At 30.6% G+C, this 17,610-nt stretch carries 22 protein-coding genes; 10 read left to right on the top strand and 12 right to left on the bottom strand.

From position 1 onward, the window contains the following. Window positions 1–764 precede the first annotated feature (764 nt). The 11 genes from AAH949_RS07095 to rpmH all read right to left on the bottom strand — a co-directional run bounded on the left by AAH949_RS07095 (window position 765) and on the right by rpmH (window position 11,336). Complete coding sequence (locus AAH949_RS07095) at window positions 765–1,175, bottom strand: META domain-containing protein (protein ID WP_134239067.1); 411 nt, start codon at window positions 1,173–1,175, stop codon at window positions 765–767. A gap of 536 nt (window positions 1,176–1,711) precedes the next feature. Then, window positions 1,712–3,244 (bottom strand): bifunctional phosphoribosylaminoimidazolecarboxamide formyltransferase/IMP cyclohydrolase, encoded by a 1,533-nt coding sequence (purH, locus tag AAH949_RS07100; protein WP_134239068.1) that lies wholly within the window; start codon window positions 3,242–3,244, stop codon window positions 1,712–1,714. A gap of 112 nt (window positions 3,245–3,356) precedes the next feature. Then, the gene (locus tag AAH949_RS07105; RefSeq protein ID WP_134239069.1) at window positions 3,357–3,677 is read right to left on the bottom strand and encodes a tetratricopeptide repeat protein; all 321 of its coding nucleotides are present in this window, start codon (window positions 3,675–3,677) and stop codon (window positions 3,357–3,359) included. A gap of 109 nt (window positions 3,678–3,786) precedes the next feature. Beyond that, the gene (locus AAH949_RS07110; RefSeq protein ID WP_134239070.1) at window positions 3,787–4,557 is read right to left on the bottom strand and encodes a DnaJ family molecular chaperone; all 771 of its coding nucleotides are present in this window, start codon (window positions 4,555–4,557) and stop codon (window positions 3,787–3,789) included. Next, window positions 4,557–6,737 (bottom strand): phosphoribosylformylglycinamidine synthase subunit PurL, encoded by a 2,181-nt coding sequence (purL, locus tag AAH949_RS07115; RefSeq protein ID WP_348518341.1) that lies wholly within the window; start codon window positions 6,735–6,737, stop codon window positions 4,557–4,559. The genes AAH949_RS07110 and purL overlap by 1 nt, the downstream gene beginning before the upstream one ends. Window positions 6,738–6,748: 11 nt before the next feature. After that, window positions 6,749–8,074 carry a tRNA uridine-5-carboxymethylaminomethyl(34) synthesis GTPase MnmE gene (gene mnmE / locus AAH949_RS07120; protein WP_134239072.1) on the bottom strand — a complete coding sequence of 442 codons (1,326 nt, stop codon included), beginning with the start codon at window positions 8,072–8,074 and terminating at the stop codon, window positions 6,749–6,751. Between the two features lies 1 nt (window position 8,075). Further along, window positions 8,076–8,945 carry a Jag N-terminal domain-containing protein gene (locus tag AAH949_RS07125; protein WP_134239073.1) on the bottom strand — a complete coding sequence of 290 codons (870 nt, stop codon included), beginning with the start codon at window positions 8,943–8,945 and terminating at the stop codon, window positions 8,076–8,078. Beyond that, window positions 8,942–10,543 (bottom strand): membrane protein insertase YidC, encoded by a 1,602-nt coding sequence (gene yidC / locus AAH949_RS07130; protein WP_348518342.1) that lies wholly within the window; start codon window positions 10,541–10,543, stop codon window positions 8,942–8,944. Before yidC ends, AAH949_RS07125 begins: the two co-directional genes overlap by 4 nt. A gap of 12 nt (window positions 10,544–10,555) precedes the next feature. Beyond that, a complete protein-coding gene (gene yidD / locus AAH949_RS07135; RefSeq protein ID WP_348518343.1) occupies window positions 10,556–10,891 on the bottom strand; it encodes a membrane protein insertion efficiency factor YidD in 336 nt (111 codons plus the stop codon). Further along, window positions 10,870–11,205, bottom strand: coding sequence for a ribonuclease P protein component (gene rnpA / locus AAH949_RS07140; protein ID WP_134239076.1), 336 nt, complete (start codon window positions 11,203–11,205; stop codon window positions 10,870–10,872). Before rnpA ends, yidD begins: the two co-directional genes overlap by 22 nt. Beyond that, window positions 11,202–11,336, bottom strand: coding sequence for a 50S ribosomal protein L34 (rpmH, locus tag AAH949_RS07145; protein WP_134239091.1), 135 nt, complete (start codon window positions 11,334–11,336; stop codon window positions 11,202–11,204). The genes rnpA and rpmH overlap by 4 nt, the downstream gene beginning before the upstream one ends. 133 nt (window positions 11,337–11,469) lie before the next feature. Between rpmH and AAH949_RS07150 the strand changes: the two genes are divergently transcribed. From AAH949_RS07150 to AAH949_RS07170, 5 genes are all read left to right on the top strand, one after another. Beyond that, window positions 11,470–11,946 (top strand): GNAT family N-acetyltransferase, encoded by a 477-nt coding sequence (locus AAH949_RS07150; protein WP_134239077.1) that lies wholly within the window; start codon window positions 11,470–11,472, stop codon window positions 11,944–11,946. Beyond that, window positions 11,946–12,557: a uracil-DNA glycosylase family protein gene (locus AAH949_RS07155; protein ID WP_348518344.1), complete on the top strand. Its 612-nt coding sequence runs from the start codon at window positions 11,946–11,948 to the stop codon at window positions 12,555–12,557. The genes AAH949_RS07150 and AAH949_RS07155 overlap by 1 nt, the downstream gene beginning before the upstream one ends. Beyond that, on the top strand, window positions 12,554–13,756 hold the full coding sequence (locus tag AAH949_RS07160; RefSeq protein WP_348518345.1) for a hypothetical protein: 1,203 nt from the start codon (window positions 12,554–12,556) through the stop codon (window positions 13,754–13,756). Before AAH949_RS07155 ends, AAH949_RS07160 begins: the two co-directional genes overlap by 4 nt. A gap of 532 nt (window positions 13,757–14,288) precedes the next feature. Further along, window positions 14,289–14,447 (top strand): hypothetical protein, encoded by a 159-nt coding sequence (locus AAH949_RS07165; RefSeq protein WP_348518346.1) that lies wholly within the window; start codon window positions 14,289–14,291, stop codon window positions 14,445–14,447. Between the two features lie 12 nt (window positions 14,448–14,459). After that, entirely contained in the window at window positions 14,460–15,311 is an 852-nt protein-coding gene (locus tag AAH949_RS07170) for a DUF5309 family protein (RefSeq protein ID WP_348518347.1), read from the top strand. Window positions 15,312–15,327: 16 nt separating this feature from the next. Here AAH949_RS07170 and AAH949_RS07175 read toward each other — a convergent pair whose 3' ends face one another. Further along, window positions 15,328–15,705, bottom strand: coding sequence for a YbgC/FadM family acyl-CoA thioesterase (locus AAH949_RS07175; protein ID WP_134239081.1), 378 nt, complete (start codon window positions 15,703–15,705; stop codon window positions 15,328–15,330). Between the two features lie 123 nt (window positions 15,706–15,828). On the opposite strand from AAH949_RS07175, the gene AAH949_RS07180 reads away from it, so the two are divergent. Genes AAH949_RS07180 through AAH949_RS07200 form a run of 5 tightly spaced genes read left to right on the top strand, consistent with a single transcriptional unit; the run spans window position 15,829 to window position 17,573 of the window. Then, window positions 15,829–16,017: a hypothetical protein gene (locus AAH949_RS07180; protein ID WP_134239082.1), complete on the top strand. Its 189-nt coding sequence runs from the start codon at window positions 15,829–15,831 to the stop codon at window positions 16,015–16,017. Next, entirely contained in the window at window positions 16,004–16,681 is a 678-nt protein-coding gene (locus AAH949_RS07185; protein ID WP_134239083.1) for an AzlC family ABC transporter permease, read from the top strand. The genes AAH949_RS07180 and AAH949_RS07185 overlap by 14 nt, the downstream gene beginning before the upstream one ends. After that, window positions 16,674–16,991: an AzlD domain-containing protein gene (locus AAH949_RS07190; protein ID WP_134239084.1), complete on the top strand. Its 318-nt coding sequence runs from the start codon at window positions 16,674–16,676 to the stop codon at window positions 16,989–16,991. Before AAH949_RS07185 ends, AAH949_RS07190 begins: the two co-directional genes overlap by 8 nt. Before the next feature lies 1 nt (window position 16,992). Further along, window positions 16,993–17,214, top strand: coding sequence for a hypothetical protein (locus AAH949_RS07195; protein ID WP_348518348.1), 222 nt, complete (start codon window positions 16,993–16,995; stop codon window positions 17,212–17,214). Further along, window positions 17,151–17,573 carry a LysE family transporter gene (locus AAH949_RS07200; RefSeq protein WP_348518349.1) on the top strand — a complete coding sequence of 141 codons (423 nt, stop codon included), beginning with the start codon at window positions 17,151–17,153 and terminating at the stop codon, window positions 17,571–17,573. The genes AAH949_RS07195 and AAH949_RS07200 overlap by 64 nt, the downstream gene beginning before the upstream one ends. The last annotated feature ends 37 nt before the right edge of the window (window positions 17,574–17,610 follow it).

Here is a 17,610-nt window from a genome sequence, read left to right on the forward strand (position 1 = left end):
TTTATTTACTTTTTAAAATTTGCAGATTTTTATAATTGATTTTAATAAATTTAATATTAAATTATATTTAAACAATAAGTATTAGAGTTTGAACTCTAAAAATCACTATATTATAGTAATTTGATAGTGTTTTTGTATTTTATATTTACTTATTATTCTAATTAATTTTAAAAAATAAATATTATTATTTACTATATTTTATCTTAATTTTTTTGATAAATATTATATAAATTTGATAAAAAAAATTGTAAAAATTTATACTTTATTTATGGAAAAATAGTTGTTTTTGATATAAAATATTTACAATTATAGATAATAATAAATATCATTTTATTTAGAAATTTTTTATTTAAAATACATTCAAATTATATAATTTATATTTATTATAATTTTAATTATTTCGTTACTAAAATACTCACTTTAGTAAAAATTCTTGACAATAAATGAAAAGTGAATTAAGACAAAATTCTAGAAAGTGAATACTAAATAAAGCAAAACCCTATTTGAAAACTTGTCATTCTGAGTAACATGAAGAATCTCTATATCGTAACTATTTTCTTAAATAAAAATCCTTTATTTCACTCAAGATGACAGTATATAGGCAAGTTAAATATGAGAAATTTAAGATAAAAGAATACACCGAAAGTGCTTTAAAGTATAAGTTGCGAGGAGAGAATGATTTGATATATTGAAAAATAATTTAAAAACAAATAAAATAATTATAAATAAAACGCAAAAAACACTCCAAAATGGAGCGTTTAAAATCATTTTAAGCGAATGACGATGTCATCTTTTGTGAGCGTGTAACCATTATCGCCATTTTTACTGATTTTAAAGATGCCTGTAAGGCTTGTTAATATTTTATCTTCAAATTTCATTGATTCAGGCTCACACATCATTTTAGTCGCAGCAGCACCTTTAAATTCAATACCTTCATCACCTAAATTACCCAAACCACCAAAAAAGCGATTGCAACCCGCAAAACCGAAGAATCTATCTCTTTCAAAGGTAATGCTCGGTATTTCACCACCCTCTTTTGGAGTATAAAGTTTACCATTGGTTTCTATGGAAACAAAACTTAAGGTTTTATTTTCAATTTCAATAATACTAAGACTGGCATTTTTAACACAAGCACTCATCAAAAGTCCTAAAGCTAAAATGGAAATTTTTTTCATTCATTCTCCTTGAATTTAAAATATTTAAGATTATGCCACAGTATTTTTAACCTTTTTAGTAAATTAAATAAATATTTATATTTTTTTAGAAATTTTTTATAGAAATGTTTTAAAGATAGTATTTTTTAGGGAAGGATAGAGATATTTCGCTATGCTCAACATGACGAAAAGATTGCTTAGAATGATGAGTGCTTGTCATCCCGAATTTACCTTTCGTTATCTTTAAACCAACATTTTGTTATCCCAAGTGAAACAAAGGTTCTTTATCTGCTCATCCTGAATCCTTGCGATGAAGGATCTCTATTTAAGAAAATAGTTACAATATAGAGATTCTTCGCTTAAGGTTTGGAAAACAGGCTTGTAGTTTTAGTTGGGTTGTAAAATTCTTCACATTCGTTCAGAATGGCAAGATATTTCGCTGTATTCAACATTACAGAGTTGGAGTTTACAAGATGCGCGGAGATGAATTAAAATGATGAAAAAAGGGCTTAGATGGTAATAAATTAGCCCTTTAGATTGTTTAAAAATTTGTAAATTTAATGCAAAAAGTGTCTTACACCTGTAAAATAAAGTGCCACTCCGTATTCATCGGCAGCTTTTATCACTTCATCATCCCTTATGCTTCCACCTGGCTCTACTATGGCTTTAACACCCACTTTACTTGCTTCGTCTATGCTATCTCTAAATGGAAAAAAAGCTTCACTTGCCAAAACACAACCCTCTAAATCAAGCCCCATTTCTTTAGCTTTGGCAATAGCTGCTTTTGCGGCATCAATTCTGCTTGTCATACCCATTCCAATGGCCACCATTGCGCCATTTTTTACATAAACTACATTGTTTGATTTGGTAAATGCAGCAATTTTCATCGCAATTTCAAGATCTTTTAGTTCACCTTCACTTGCCTTTCTTTGACTCATAAGTTTTGCATTTTTAAGCTCATTTTCACTTACTTCATCGCTATTTTGATAAACAAAGCCTCCATCAATGTGCTTAAAATCATATTTGTCAAAACTTCTGATTAAATAAGGGCTAAATTGTGTAAAAATTTTAATGCGTTTTTTGTTTTCAAATACCGCTAAGGCCTCATCTGTAACATTTGCAGCAATGATAACTTCTACATAAATTTCATTGATTTTCTCAGCCAAGGTCTTATCCAGCGTGCCATTGATCGCCACCACACCCCCATAAGCACTCACACTATCACATTTTAACGCGTGTATATAGCTTTGTACCAAATTTTCTTTTATAGCAAAACCGCAAGGATTTCCATGCTTTACTATAGCTACCGCGGGAGCTTTTTCAAAACTACTGGCTAAATTCAGCGCGGAGTTAATATCAGTTAGATTATTAAAGCTTGCTTCGCCTTTTAGGGCTTTAAAATTCACGCTAAAAAAGGCATCAAATTCATATAAAGCTCCTTTTTGATGAGGATTTTCGCCGTATTTTGTATCAAAAACCTTTTGCCCTACGATGAATTTACTTGCTCCAAATCCCCCATTAAACCTTTCATTCATATAATTTGCGATATAGCTATCATAATTTGCTGTATGCTCGTAAGCTTTTATCATCAAATTTAGGCGAAATTTTTCATCATTTTGATTGTTTTTTAAAGCATTGATAGTTTTTTCATAATCAAGCGGATCGCAAAGCACCATAACATCTTTGTAATTTTTCGCCGCACTTCTTATCATCGCAGGTCCACCAATGTCGATGTTTTCGATAATCTCATCAAAATCATTGCTCATTATAGTGGTTTTTTTAAATGGATATAAATTTACACAAACCAAATCAATGCCTAAAATTTCATTCTCTTTTGCTTGTTTAATATGATTTTCATCACTTCTTTTATGTAAAATTCCGCCGTGAATTTTTGGGTGCAAGGTTTTTACACGCCCTTCAAAAAGCTCAGGACTTTTTGTAAATTCGCTAACTTCTACAACCTTTACTCCATTTTCCTTTAAAAGCTTAAAAGTTCCACCCGTTGAAAGTAGCTCAAAGCCTAAATTTTCAAGTTCTTTTCCAAATTCTACTATGCCTTCTTTATCGCTAACGCTTAATAATGCTCTCATTTTTTCCTTTCTCTTAAAATTTACCTTCATTTAAATCATAATAATTATCACAAGCTATTTGTTCTCCCAAATCACAAGCTTTAGAAAAATAATTTTTAGCTGTGAGTAAATCTTATTTTACTTCTTGTGCATTGTAATAAAAACAAGCAGTGTTATGACCACCATCGCAAGCTTTTTTGTAAAATTCATTGGTTTTTTGATAATCTTGTTTTATACCTTGTCCATATTTATAAATAATACCTAAATTAAAACAAGCAACATAATCATTGCCTTTACAAGCTTTTTCGTAAAGTTCTTTTGCTTTAAAATAATCTTGCTTTACGCCAAATCCATTTTCATAAGAAATACTTACATTACGACAAGCTTTATAAACATTAGCTTTGCAAAGCTTAGACATTATTTCATTGCCCTTTCGAAATTTATTTTTTTTCATAATACCAAAGCCCTAAATCAAAACATTCTTTATCGCTTTCCATTCTTGCTCTGCTCTTAAAATTCCTAAAAAACAAACAAAAATAAAATTATCTTTTTCATTTTTACTCTTATTTTTCTAAATGCTTTTTGATTTTTTCATAAGCTTCGTTAATTTTTTGAAATTTTTCTACACCTTTTTTTAATTCTTCTTCGCTCACATTATTTGCGTTTAAAATATCAGGATGGTATTTTTTAGCTAAGGCTCTGTATTGTTTTTTTACCGCGTTTAAATCTGCATTACTTGAAAGCTCTAAAACGCTATAGGCTTCATCAAGACTTAACTCTTTTTGTCCGCTTTTTAAATTTGAAAGACTGGCGATAAAATTATCAAGCTCGCTTTTTGCTATATCAAAAGCCTTTGCGATTTGTTCTAAAATCTCTCTTTTTTTGTTATTAAAATCTGCATCGATTAATGCCATAAACACAAGCACACGCAAAACATTAAAACGCTCGTTTTTTGGCAAAGGAACTTCTTTTAAAAAATCCTTTGCCACATAAAAAGCATCGCTTAAATTATCTTTATGCTCATTAAAACTTGCTTTTAAAAACGCCCTTTCTCTTTCATCTTTGGCATTTGCATCTAAAATTTGACTGATCATTTCAGCTTCATCTTCGCTTACTCTGCCATCGCTTTTTGCGATTTTTGCTAAAAGTGCGATGACATAGTAATTCATACGCCTTTTAAACTCATCTATTCTTTCTTCCATAACGCCCTTTGCAAAACCCCTTGCAAAGCCTTTAGCTCCACGCGTAGCTGAGTTTAAAAAATCTTGTTTTCCCCAAGTTTTGTAATACCAATAAAACGCTAAAATAGCGATGATTAATAAAATATAAATCATTATTCCATCATTTCTTTAAAAGAATTAAAATACTTAGCTTTTAGCTCTTTGCTTCCTAGTCCAATTTCATCTAAAACAAACTTAGCTTCACTCACACTTTGACCGATTTTTTGTACTTTGACATCAAAATTTTGCGCAAGTTCTAAAAATTTTTCTTCATCTAAAACCCCAACTATGGCACGACTTGGACTTTCATCAAAAATGATATCATTATGTTTTGAACTCATCTTTGCTTCAATTCCCACGCTTGATCTAGCCGCCATTTTAGCCAAAGTTAAAGCAATACCACCTATACCAACACTATTAGCACAATGAAGTAAATTTTGTTTATTAGCTTCTATGAGTAAATTCCATAGCTTAATTTCTGCTTCATAGTCTAACTCACAAAGCATTCCTTCTACTTTGCCATCTTGAATTTTTGCCGCCAAAGAGGCTCCAAATTCCCCTTTGCTTTCACCCAAAACAAAAATACTGATATTTTCTTGACTAAAAGCACTTGGCAAAGTTTTACTTGCATCTTCGTTCAAACCCACGCAAACTATGGTTGGACTTGGATAAATACTTACTCCATCGCTTTCATTATAAAGTGAAACATTTCCGCTTACAACTGGAGTGTTTAACTCTTTGCAAGCTTCTTTTATACCTTCGCAACCCTGTGCAAACTGCCACATGACTTCAGGATTTTGCGGATTGCCATAATTCAAACAATCACTTATTGCTAAAGGTTTTGCACCTGTGCAAGCTACTTTTCTACCTGCACTTGCTACTGTCATGCTAGCACCAATTTTTGGATTGATATAATTTAAACGCGAATTGCATTCTATCGCCATTGCTACGCTTGCACCATTTTCTTTAACGCGTATCACGCTTGCACCCAAAGCTCCATCGGCTTTTATGGTATTAGTTTGCACGCTAGAATCAAACTGATCATAAATAAAATTTTTATCGCTAGCATTTTCATTTTGCAAGATTTTTTCAAAAAGCTCTTGTTGAGACATTTTAAGTTCAAATTTATAATTTTTAATTTCATCTAGGTATTTTGGTTTAGAAGTTGGACGATCTAAAATCGGTGCTTTTTCGCTTAAAGGTTCTATTGGGATAAGCCCTACAAGCTCATCATTCCAAAAAAGCTCCATTTTACCCGTATTGGTAACTTCGCCCATTACCACAGCGTCTAAATCCCATTTTTTAAAGATTTCTATAACTTTATCTTCGCAGCCTTTTTTAGCACAAATTAGCATTCTTTCTTGAGACTCGCTAAGCATTAATTCATAAGGAGTCATTCCTTCTTCTCTCATCGGCGTTTTATCCAAGAAAAGCTTCATTCCACTACCACTTCTTCCTGCCATTTCAAAAGAACTTGAAGTAAGACCAGCTGCACCCATATCTTGAATTCCAACGATATAATCTGTTTTAAAAAGCTCCAAACAAGCTTCCATTAAAAGCTTTTCGCTGAAAGGATCACCAATTTGCACGGTTGGACGCAAAGACTTACTTTCTTCTGTAAAGCTATCGCTCGCCATCACAGCTCCACCAAGTCCATCTCTACCGGTTTTTGAACCCACATAAATCACAGGATTTCCTATACCTTCAGCCTTAGCATAAAAAATATCTTCACTTTTGCAAATTCCTAAAGCAAAGGCATTGACTAGAATATTTCCATTAAAGCATTCATCAAAGGCACATTCTCCTCCAATCGTAGGCACTCCCATACAATTTCCATAATGAGAAATTCCACTCACAACGCCTTTGACAAGGTATTTTTGATGTTTGCCACATTTTTCATCGTGGATATTACCAAATTTTAAAGAATTCATTCCTGCAACCACTCTTGCACCCATGGTAAAAACATCACGCAAAATTCCACCCACACCTGTAGCAGCACCCGCAAAAGGCTCGATAAAGCTAGGGTGATTGTGACTTTCTACTTTAAAAACTGCTGCCATTCCTTTACCAATATCAATCACACCCGCATTTTCTCCTGGACCTTGTATCACCCAAGAAGCTTTGGTTGGAAAGCCATTAAGGTATTTTTTACTTGATTTATAAGAACAATGCTCGCTCCACATCGCAGAAATCACACCAAGCTCGAGTAAATTTGGCTCTCTACCTAAAATATTTAAAATTTCAGCATATTCATCATCGCTGATTTTATGTGCCTTAATCGTTTCTTTATCCATTTTTCTACCTTTCATTTTCCTAAGCAAAAATTACCAAACATTTCATCTAAAATTTCACTTCGATTGAAATCTTTGGTAAATTTTGCAAGCTCATCAATAGCTAAATTAAATTCAAACGCAAAAAGTTCTAAGGAATTTTCATTTAATAAATCTTTTGCTCTTAAAATTGCCTTGCTAGCATTTTCGCAAGATTGAATAAGGGTAAGATTAGTCGCAATCAAATCGTATGTTTGTTGATGATCTAAATAATTTATCAGGGCATTTTCAAGCAAAGTAATATCATTTTTAGCACTTAAGTTTAAAAAATTCAAATTTTCTTCGTTGAATTGACACGGCAAATCCATTTTATTTAAAATCCAAAAGATTTTTTTGTCACAATTTTGCAAAAGCTTTAAAATCTCTTCATCTTCCAAATCTTTAGGTCTTGAAGCATCAAAAATCGCTAAAATAATATCAGCATCTTCAATGGCCTTAAAGCTTAATTGCACGCCTATTTGTTCTATGCTATCTTCACTTTGTCTTATGCCCGCAGTATCAATAATTTTAACTAAATGCGTACCGATTTTTAAATTTTCTTCGATACGATCTCTTGTTGTGCCCGCAATATCTGAAACAATAGCCCTATCATAATTTAATAAGGCATTTAAAATAGAACTTTTTCCGGCATTTGGCTTGCCTAAAATTACTATTTTAAAACCATCTATCAATCCTTTTTTGGATCTTGAAATGGCAACTATATCTTCTAAAAGTTTAGAATTTTTTAAGCACATATTTTGAATTTGTTCTAATAAATTTGGCGGCAAATCATCATCAGCATAATCAATACTCGTTTCAACATAAGCTAAAGTTTTAACCAAATCCATACGAATTTGATCTAAAAATACTCCTAATTTTCCTTCTAAATTTCTAGCAATGATTTTTGCGCCTTGACTTGATTTTGCAAGAATTAAATCTTGAATATTTAAAGCTTTTAAAACATTCATTTTGCCATTTAAGCAAGCCCTTTTACTAAATTCTCCACCTTTTGCGAGCCTTAAACCTAAGTTTAAAAATTCTTCAAGCACCACCTGAGCTAATGCAGTACCTCCGTGAATTTGAAATTCCACAACATCTTCGCCTGTAAAACTAAAAGGAGCTTTAAAATAAATCACAATTGCTTCATCAATAAATTCATCATTTCTATCATAAAGCTTGCAAAAATGTGCATATCGTGGTTTTAATATGGGTTGTTTAAGGAATTTTAAAGCACTCTCATAAGCTTGTGTTCCACTGATTCTAATAATAGAAATCGCACCAAGCCCATGAGCTGTTGCTAACGCGACGATGGTATCATTCATTTTATTTTATAAAATCATTTACTATGATAATTTTTTGATCGCCTTCACACTGTCTGATTCCAACATACTTGTGCGGAAAGCGCTCCCTTAAAAGCTCTAAAGCAATTTTCACTAAAACGCCATCTAAAGGCTTTGTTTGTGCCCTACCCGTGCTTTCGATTTTTTCTATCACGCCTTGTAAATATTGCTGTACTACTTGAGTTTGATTTTCTAAAAAATGAGAAATTTCAAGTCTAATAAATAAATTATATTTTGAATTAATCCAACTATGCAAAAGATAAGATAAAGCCTTATATCTACACGCTCCCTTGCCGATTAACAACGCAGAATCCTTGCCATCAAGCTTAATTAAAATATTATTATCATCATACATACGGAATTCAACAAGTTCAATATCAAAACCTAAAGAATCAATTAAAGTTTTTACTTGTATTTTTATTTCATCCAAACGATCAGTGTTTTTTTCTTCGCTCTCTTTATGAAAGGAATCAAAAATTGCATCGCTTTTGACTACATATTTTTCCTTTTTGATTTTTAATGACTCTTGCTCTTTGTGTTCTTCTTGAGCTAGAAAATCTTTTTTTACCTCTTCATGGCTGTTTTTTTCCTGTGTAAAATTTCTTAACTTTTCTACACTATCTTTTTTCTTACTTATTTTTTCCTCGGTTTTAATTTTATAATCTTTTTTTTCTACTTTTGGTTTTACCTTTTTAACACTGCGTGCTTCTATAATGGCATTTTTTCGAAAAAAACCTAAAAAACCTTGCTTTGGATATTGAATAACAGTGTATTCTATATCCATTACTGAGCATTGAAGTTGAATGGATGCCTGAGTTATCGCACTTTGTAAATCTTTAGCCTCTATAGTCATTTTGCTTGCTCCGTATGTTTTTTATGATGCTCTTTGGCAAACATTTTATTGATCACCCATTGTTGAATGAGAGAACAAATATTATTAACACACCAATAAAGCGTGAGACCTGCTGGGAAAGTGATAAAGAAGAAAGTAAAAATTACCGGTAAAAATTTCATAATCTTAGCCTGCATAGGATCTTGAATAGTCATTGGCGTGATAAGCTGTTGCACAAACATTGTTGCACCCATAAAAATAGGTAAGATAAAATAAGGATCCATTACCGATAAATCATGTATCCAAAACGCCCAAGGCGCAGCTTTAAGCTCAATAGCATTAAGTAAAACGCGATAAATTGCAAAGAAAATTGGAATTTGTAAAAGTATAGGCAGACATCCGCTCATAGGATTTGCACCATGCTTTTTATAAAGCTCCATCATATGCATATTCATTTTTTGAGGATCGCCTTTGTAACGCTCTCTAATTTCTTTCATTTTCGGTGCTAAATCTTTAAGCTTATTCATAGAAATCATTGATTTATAAGTAAGTGGGAATAAAATCAAACGCACAATCAAAGTCATTATTACAATAGCCCAACCCCAATTTCCAATATAATTATGCAAAAAATTTAAAAATTCAAACATAGGTTTAGCAATAAAAGTAAACCAGCCATACTCCACAACCGCTTCAAGACGCTCATCAATCATCCTTAAAATGGTGTGCTCTTTGGCACCTATATATCCACCTGCCTTAAATTCGTTATTTGAAAAGGCAAAAACGATAGGATTATCATTTTGATCTTTAGAAATCGTAACTTGCAAAGGCTGGTTAAAATTATAAAAAAAGGTTGCATAATATCTATCAAAAGCCGAAGTCATTAAAACCTTATTGAAAACCTCATCTTTTTCCACATCGCCATCTTCAAGAGTATGCAAAGTTTCTTCACTATCAAGTACCAAGGCTCCATGTACAGTATAGCTATCTACAGCTATATTTGGTCTATAGCCTGGACTTATAAAATAATTAGCATTTTTACTTAATTTTACTTCAATGTCGTAATTCCCTTGTGGGTAAAAAGTGATTTTTTTATACACGATTAAATCATTTAATTTTTGAGTTAAATTTAATACTGCTCCTTTTGAAGAATTCACATCAAGCATAGCAGTATCAGCCTTATAACTGTTTTCAAAAGCTTGTTTATTTAAAATTTGATCCGAAAAACGAAGTTCTAAAGGCAAAGGGGAAAACTGAGTTGAGATTAAATTTAACGATTGATTATTTTCATCTTTATACTTTTCATCTTTAAGATAAAAAGCCACAATACGACCTATGCGATCAATGTGTGCTTCAAAATGACTACTTTTAACGGTTGTAATAATATCGTTTTTATTTACATTTTGAGTATTTGAAGGCTTTAAATCACTTTGAGTAACTTGAGTTTGCGGCGCTGCTTGCGTGGTAGTACTTGCATTTTGCACAGTGGTAATATTTTGTTCTGTGATATGATTTTTAGGAATAAAAAAATAATCATAGACGATAAAAAACAAAAAAGACAAAATAACAGCAAGTAAAATGCGTTTTTGTTGAGTAGGATTGTTATTGTTGTTGTTATTCATAATAATTTTTCCTTAAAATATAATCTTAATAAGATAAAAATGTTTATAATCACAAGGAATATAAATAAATTTAAGTCTTGTTTGAGCTAAAAATAAAGGTTGAAAGCAAGCATTGGCTATAGTAAAATCTTTATGAATGCGAGGATAATCAAATCCGCCTTTAAAAAAAGGGTTGCATTTTAAAATTCTCACAATAATCAAACATGATGCTTGAATGAGACTATTTTTATTAAGTTGCCACAAAGCATACTCAGAACAAGTTGGATAATATCTACAACTTCGTGGTTTTAGTGGACTTAAAAAATTCTGATAAAATAAAACCATATTCATGCAAATACTTTTAAACATCCTAATTTTTTAAAACCCCATTTTAAATTTTTTTCAAGTTGAAAAAAAGAGAGCTGTGTAATCTCATTTTTGGCTACGATAATATATTTTCCCTTTTCTAAATTCTGCGACAAATTTAAAAAAGCCATCCTTAACCATCTTTTAGATTTATTTCTAACAACCGCTTTTCCAACCTTTTTACTTGCGACAACTGCCATTTTATTTTCTATATCTTGAAAATAAAAAATAATAGCACCCTCGCAATGCCATCTTTTTCCTTCTTTGTAGATAGAAGAAAATTCTCTTTCAGTGTTGATTTTTAAAAATTTACTCACACTGCTAGTCTTTTTCTTCCTTTTGCTCTTCTTGCATTAATCACTTTACGACCGTTTTTACTTTTCATGCGAACACGAAATCCATGAGTGCGTTTTCTTGGAGTGTTATGTGGTTGATATGTTCTTTTCATCACTATTTCCTTAAAATTGTAAAAATAAAGTCTGAATTTTATCTCAATATTACTTAAAATTGCTTTTAATTAAGAGTAATTTTTAGATTATTTTGCTAAATTTATAAACTTAAAACCTTTTAAGGATCAACATATGAACTCTTTTAGAATCAGAGAAGCACAAAAAGAAGATTTAAAAAATATTCTCATTTTGCTTAAGGAACTTGCCATACATGAAAATATGTTAGATGAAGTAAAATGCAGTGAAAAAGAACTTGAAGAATCCTTTTTTACAAACAACTATGCCAAAGCTTTAGTTTTGGAATTTCAAGGGCAAATGATAGGTTATGCAATGTATTATTTTACCTTTTCATCTTTTTTAGGGCTTGGTGGAATGTATCTTGAAGATATTTACATTAAACCGGATTTTAGGGGTAAAGGTTTTGGAAAGGCTGTTTTTAAATATTTAGCACAAATTTGCAAAGAAAAGAACTTAAAAAGACTAGAATGGGTGTGTTTAAATGACAATCAAATTGGCATTGATTTTTATACTTCTCTCAAAGCAAAACATATGCACGAGTGGAGAACTTATAGACTTGATGGAGAAATTTTAAATAATTTAAGCAAATAATGAATAAAATTAAAGATTTATACTATTTAAGAGCTTTTGGTTATGAATTTATTGAACAAGATATTTACAATCAAACCTTAACAAATGATCAAAAAACCTTGTATCATCAAGTATTACAATGCAAACTTTGTCATTTGTCTAAACAAAAAAAACACGCAATGATAGAAAAACACATTCAACATAAAGCTTTAATGATAGTGAGTGATTTTGCAGACAAAAACGAAAATGAAAGCGGGGAGCTTTTAGACTCAAAATGGGGAGAAAAACTGAAATATTTGCTGAAAAAATACTTAAATTTAGATCGTAAAGATTTTTATATGTCTTATATTTTTAAATGTTTTAATGCCTATAAAGATACAAGTTCGCTCCAAACTTGCATACCGTATTGGTTTAATGAATTTGCACTTGTTGCACCAAAAATTGTATTGTGTTTAGGCAAAGACACATTTTGCCATTTTGGTTTTGAAAATTTTACGAAATTAAGAGGAGAAATTTTTGCTTTTAATAATAGCTTATTTATGCCAAATTTTGATATGGACTATCTTGTTAAAAATCCTAGTTCTGAAGCTGTATTTATCCAAGATTTACACAAATTGAAAGGAATATTATGAAAAAAATAATTTTATTATTATTAAGTTTAAATTTGCTTTTTGCGCAAAATCAAAAACTCTCTCCAATAGAACCCGCAAAAGACTTTTATCCTAAACTTTCCACTCAAAATTGCGACAGTGGTTGTTTATTTGATCTCTTAGAATCAAAACTTTATCTTAGCTTTTTAAGTGAATTCAATCAACAAAATGCAGATAATTTACTTAATAATATTTATATAAAACTTTTAAATTCTATTACTGATTTTGATAAAATTTTACAAAAACAAGCCTTAATCAAGCTTGCTATTATTGTGCCTGAAAAAACCATTAAAAGCTATTCAAACACTATTATTAATGCAAGTATTTCTTATCTTTTAAAACAAAGAGCACAAATTAAAGTCAAAGTTTTTCGCATAGGAACCGAAGAGGAAGCAAATATCCAAAATGCGCTCGATGAAATCGAAAGCCAAAATTACCAATACGCCATTGCTGGATTCACTTTAAAAGGTGTAAATTATTTAAATTCTCATCTTAAAAATATCAAGGTTTTCATTCCAACCGTCCATAAAAACAATACCCAAATTTCTCATCCAAATATTTATTTTGGCAGCATTGACTATGATGCGCAAATTGCGGCTTTGTTAAAATTAAGCAATGATAATATTGCAGTTTTTTCTGATAATTCAGCACTTTCAAATCACTTAAATGAAAAAATCAGCACCCAAATTCAAAATCCTATTCGTTTTTATAAAATTGATGGCGCTAAATTAGATTTTAAACAATTATTCCAATCCAATGGAGATTTAAACAACGCTTCAATTTTTCTTAATACGCCTTTAGTCAAAACCGCGCTTATAAGTTCGCAATTGCGTGTCAATGAAATTTCTCCATATATTCTTTTATCAACACAAATTAACTACAATCCTACTTTCTTAAGCATCACCCAAACCAACGATAGAAAAAACTTTATTATCGCCAATTCAATTTTTAATGAAGATCAAGGTTTAGCTTATATTAATTCTATTTTTGGACAAGATATTAATTATAACTGGGTTGCTTATGCTACAAGCGTAGGACTTGACTATTTTTATACTTCATTTATAAGTCAAGATTCTGAGAGAATTTTTGATGAAAAAATGCAAGATTCTCAATTAATCTATGATATTAAATTTATGAGAGGACTGGGATATTCGTTTGAAGAATTTAAAGAATTTAAATAGATTTAAATTTTGCAACAAAATTAAATATTAAAAATGACTTAAGCTTTTAATAAATAATACAAAGAAATTATCAATATTAAAGGCTTGTCATACAATAAATTCGCAAACCAATATAATATTAGCAAAATAGGCGGTATGCTACAATTAAGCCAAAGGGAAATCTTAATCCCCTTATTGCTAAGGAGACTTTGCTTTAACTTATCACCTTAATAGGCATTGACAGTTAAAATACAAAGTAGTATAATAACTATTAAGATAAGATTTGTGACATCTTTCATCACCTCCTTTTTGGGTGTGATTAAATGCCAAAGGTAGCCGCCTTTGGCACTCTACCCACTGAAATTATATCTAACTTAATTTAAAATCCAATTTTTAAAATTACAGTCTATTAAATAAAAATTCTTCGCTTTGCTCAGAATGACGATGAAAAACTCATAATAAAAACTCAATTTTTTTCAAATTTGGACAAATTCCCTAGTTTTGTCCAAAAAATTTTTATAAAATCCTTAAAAATTAATTTTAAGGAGCAAAAATGGCATTAACTTCAAGTGGCTTTACCGCACCTATGACTAAAAATGTAAAGCTTAGATCTAGTGTTTATGAAACGATTATTCAAGTAGGACCTGATGAGACGCCTATTCTTTCCAAGATTGGCACTTCGAGCGTAACTAACCCGCTTTTGCATTCTTAGCTTACTGATACTTTGGCAAAACCAAAACAAAATAAAAACCTTGAAATCACAGGTTTAACTGAAGTAACTAAAAATACCGTGCAAAAAACTTCCAATGCAACACAAATTTTTAAAACAGAAGCTATGGTGTCTGATTCATTACTTAAGGCTAGACAATACGGTGGTAATGAAATGGCTTATCAAATGGGTAAAAAAGCTAAAGAACATAAGCTTGATATTGAGTATGCTTTATTTGGTTTGGGAAGAGATAGCGACACTAAGGTTTCAGTCTTTAAAGAATATGTGCAAGCCAATGAAAGCGTTGAAGGTGAAATGGCTGGAATGTTTTACTATATCGCAAAAGATGCAAAAAGCTTTAGTGATGGAAGAAGGGGTAATGTTTTAGCCTTTGATGAAAACGGTGACTGGACTGGTAATGCGACCGAACTCACAGAAGATAAGCTTAATCAAATTTTACAAAGCATTTGGGATAAGGGCGTAACAGCTAAAGATGTATTTGTAGGGGCTGATTTAAAAGCAGCAATTAATAGAATCGCTACAAGAATTCTAGGCAATGAAAAAAGAGTAACATCGCACATTACAAGCATTGAGACAGATTTTGGAGTGGTAAATTTTCATTTACATAGAATGCTAAGCAAAGAAAATAACTTGGCAGACTGCTTAATCGCTGGGGATTTTTCATTTATGAAACACGGACTTTATATCCCAACAAAAATATCAGAAGTGCCAACCGATAAAACAGCACTTGCAAAGAGAATTTTTACTCAAGGCACACTAGAAGTTAGAAATGCGGACGCCTTTGCTATCGCAGTGGGTTTAAGTTCTGTGGCAAGTAAAAAGATGGTTAGTGTGTATCAAAATTAATTTTTTTCAAAAGAATTTAAGCAAGTAAAAGCTTAAATTCTTCCTTTAATTTTTCATCCATTGCGACAGGTTTTGAATTTTTAATGAAAGCCAAAACAAAATCTGCACTAAATAATTTTTCCTCTTTTCTAAAAATCTCTTGACTTATCACAAGCGAAGCCTTTTTAAGCTCTAAAAGTTTTGTTTTTATTTCTAAAATATCACCTAATTTTGCAGGTTTTAAAAAATTACAATTTGCTTTAACAAGTAAAAAATGACCCTTTGATGCGTCAAATATATCCACATTTTTGGAAAAAAATATTTCACTTCTAGCTCTCTCGCAAAATTTCAAATAATTACTATGATAAACCACTCCACCCGCATCAGTATCTTCGTAATACACGCGTATTTGCATTTTTACTCCTAAATTTTTCATTTAAATAAAAAATATAATACAACAATCTAGCTTTTATGTAACTTTTTTGGTTAAAAAGCTATGAAATTTGATATAATTTTGGACTTATTTTAAGGACTTGTTATGGTTTTTTTAATCTTTTTTCTTATTGTTATCATTTTACTTTTTGGAATTGATTATTTATACTTTAACGATGAAAATGTCAAAATCAAAACTCATCAACAACAAAACCAACACCAAGAACGACGCATCGATATAAACCAAACGCCTTATTTAAATCAAATTTTAAAAAATAATAATGCACAAAAATAATATTTTTACCCTTACCCTGCCCGTTTTGATGGGTTACATACCCTTAGGAGCTACTTTTGGAATTTTAGCTGCTAGTAATAATTTTACTTTTTTAGAAACCCTGCTTAGTTCTGTGATAGTTTATGCAGGAGCTGGACAATTTGTTTTAGTGGGACTTGTAAGTGCAGGAGCTGGATTTTTAGAAGTATTTTTTGTCTCCTTTTTACTCAATTTCCGTCATTTTTTCTATACTCTATCCTTGCTTGATGATTTTAAAAAGCTAAATTTTTTAAAACACTACATTATGTTTGCATTAACAGATGAAAGTTTTGCACTCATTAGTGGCTTTAAAAAAAATCTCGAAAATTTAAATACAAGAGAAAAATCTTTTAAAATTTTTAACATTTGCGCTTTAAATCATTTTTATTGGATTTTGGGTTCTGTGCTTGGGTTTTATTTTCAAAAAAGCATTAAAATAGACTATTCTGGGGTTGAATTTAGCCTTAATGCGCTTTTTATAGTTTTAAGCTATGAGCTTTTTAAACAAAATCCAAATATTAAAATTTTATTGTTTTCAACTTTCATATCTTTATTTGCCTTATTTTTTATAGATAAGTCTTATATGTTAATCTTTTGTATAGCCTGCGCTTTAAGCTTGCTTTATTTTGGGAAAAAATATGTTTAGCGCGACTTTATTATTGATTTTTGCAGCGTTTTTGGGGACTTATTTGACAAGGGTTTTGGCGTATTTGATTTTCAAAAATCAAAACTCAAACCATAGGCTTGATTTCATCCAAAAAAATATGCCTTTAATTATCATCATTGTTTTATTTTTCTATACTTTTTATGAGGTTGATTTTACCCAAAGTCCTTATGGAATGAATATGATTTTGGCTTGCATTTTTGTATTTTTACTTCATTTTAAATTTAAAAATGCGCTTATTAGCATAGTTTTAGGCACGATTTTTTATATATTCATCTTAAGGATATTATAAAATGGATTATTTTTTATTTATTCTAACCTTTGCTTCAGTCTCTCTTTTGCCAGGATTATGTATGAGTTTAGCCTTTTCTTTGGGAGTTAGTCTTGGTTATAAAAAAACCTTATGGATGATGTTGGGAGAACTTGTAGGTCTTGGTATTGTGGTGTTAATTTGTGGCTTTGGGGCACATTTTGTTTTACATACGATTTTGCTTTTAAAATATTTAAGATTTTAGCAGCCCTTTATCTTTTTTATATTGCCTTCATTTTGCTACGGACAAATTTAAGTCTTAAAGAAATTACAATCACGCAAAAAGAAAAATTTACTCTTATCTCACAAGGCTTCTTCACTGCAGTTTCTAATCCAAAAGCATGGATCTTTATGCTTTCTTTGCTTCCTCCATTTTTAAAATCTTATTCCGATTTATTCCTTTTAACTCTTATTATTTTAATGATAGAATTCATCGTTTTAAGTCTTTATGCTGCAGGTGGAAGTTTTTTAAGAAAAATTCTAAACGAACATATCAAAAAATTAAATAAATTTAGTGCTTTATGTGTTGCGATTTTAGGACTTAGCTTGTTATTTGAACTATAATAAAGATAAACTTAAATTGCTTTTTGTTAAAATTATA

Origin of the sequence: Campylobacter sp. CCS1377 (genome assembly GCF_040008265.1) — a bacterium.
GTDB lineage: Bacteria > Campylobacterota > Campylobacteria > Campylobacterales > Campylobacteraceae > Campylobacter_D.

Excerpts from the sequence above, each read along its gene's own strand:
- AAH949_RS07095 (WP_134239067.1), bottom strand. The coding sequence starts at position 1,175 with ATGAAAAAAATTTCCATTTTAGCTTTAGGACTTTTGATGAGTGCTTGT.
- purH (WP_134239068.1), bottom strand. The coding sequence starts at position 3,244 with ATGAGAGCATTATTAAGCGTTAGCGATAAAGAAGGCATAGTAGAATTT.
- AAH949_RS07105 (WP_134239069.1), bottom strand. The coding sequence starts at position 3,677 with ATGAAAAAAAATAAATTTCGAAAGGGCAATGAAATAATGTCTAAGCTT.
- AAH949_RS07110 (WP_134239070.1), bottom strand. The coding sequence starts at position 4,557 with ATGATTTATATTTTATTAATCATCGCTATTTTAGCGTTTTATTGGTAT.
- purL (WP_348518341.1), bottom strand. The coding sequence starts at position 6,737 with ATGGATAAAGAAACGATTAAGGCACATAAAATCAGCGATGATGAATAT.
- mnmE (WP_134239072.1), bottom strand. The coding sequence starts at position 8,074 with ATGAATGATACCATCGTCGCGTTAGCAACAGCTCATGGGCTTGGTGCG.
- AAH949_RS07125 (WP_134239073.1), bottom strand. The coding sequence starts at position 8,945 with ATGACTATAGAGGCTAAAGATTTACAAAGTGCGATAACTCAGGCATCC.
- yidC (WP_348518342.1), bottom strand. The coding sequence starts at position 10,543 with ATGAATAACAACAACAATAACAATCCTACTCAACAAAAACGCATTTTA.
- yidD (WP_348518343.1), bottom strand. The coding sequence starts at position 10,891 with ATGTTTAAAAGTATTTGCATGAATATGGTTTTATTTTATCAGAATTTT.
- rpmH (WP_134239091.1), bottom strand. The coding sequence starts at position 11,336 with ATGAAAAGAACATATCAACCACATAACACTCCAAGAAAACGCACTCAT.
- AAH949_RS07150 (WP_134239077.1), top strand. The coding sequence starts at position 11,470 with ATGAACTCTTTTAGAATCAGAGAAGCACAAAAAGAAGATTTAAAAAAT.
- AAH949_RS07155 (WP_348518344.1), top strand. The coding sequence starts at position 11,946 with ATGAATAAAATTAAAGATTTATACTATTTAAGAGCTTTTGGTTATGAA.
- AAH949_RS07160 (WP_348518345.1), top strand. The coding sequence starts at position 12,554 with ATGAAAAAAATAATTTTATTATTATTAAGTTTAAATTTGCTTTTTGCG.
- AAH949_RS07165 (WP_348518346.1), top strand. The coding sequence starts at position 14,289 with ATGGCATTAACTTCAAGTGGCTTTACCGCACCTATGACTAAAAATGTA.
- AAH949_RS07175 (WP_134239081.1), bottom strand. The coding sequence starts at position 15,705 with ATGCAAATACGCGTGTATTACGAAGATACTGATGCGGGTGGAGTGGTT.
- AAH949_RS07180 (WP_134239082.1), top strand. The coding sequence starts at position 15,829 with ATGGTTTTTTTAATCTTTTTTCTTATTGTTATCATTTTACTTTTTGGA.
- AAH949_RS07185 (WP_134239083.1), top strand. The coding sequence starts at position 16,004 with ATGCACAAAAATAATATTTTTACCCTTACCCTGCCCGTTTTGATGGGT.
- AAH949_RS07190 (WP_134239084.1), top strand. The coding sequence starts at position 16,674 with ATGTTTAGCGCGACTTTATTATTGATTTTTGCAGCGTTTTTGGGGACT.
- AAH949_RS07195 (WP_348518348.1), top strand. The coding sequence starts at position 16,993 with ATGGATTATTTTTTATTTATTCTAACCTTTGCTTCAGTCTCTCTTTTG.